The following is a 249-nucleotide window of genomic DNA, read 5'->3' on the forward strand; positions in this document are numbered from 1 at the left end:
TGCAGAATGCCGACTGTCGATGTCGGAAACCTGCCAAAGGGCGGCATGATCTGGATGGACAGGAAACTCATGGCCTGCCCATTGCCCCATCGCCACAGATATCCCAGGAGGATTTCCAGCAGGACTAGGGCCTGTTAGGGCTTGATCCAGTCTGCTGCGGCAGCGATGTGGATGACCGCGAGGAACGACGTTGCTGTTTTTTCATATCTGGTTGCGACAGCGCGCCACTCCTTGAGGCGAGCCCAGAGG

1 protein-coding gene and 1 pseudogene are annotated in these 249 nt (G+C 57.8%); both read right to left on the minus strand.

Annotated elements, in window-relative coordinates; genetic code table 11:
* Positions 1-128: pseudogene (locus HNW77_RS17915) on the minus strand (cytochrome b); the annotation flags it as partial.
* A 6-nt stretch (positions 129-134) separates the two neighbouring features.
* On the minus strand, positions 135-249 hold a 115-nt coding region (locus HNW77_RS17420; RefSeq protein WP_146044241.1), incomplete at its 5' end, for a transposase.

Origin of the sequence: Komagataeibacter melomenusus (assembly GCF_013155395.1) — a bacterium.
GTDB lineage: Bacteria > Pseudomonadota > Alphaproteobacteria > Acetobacterales > Acetobacteraceae > Komagataeibacter > Komagataeibacter melomenusus.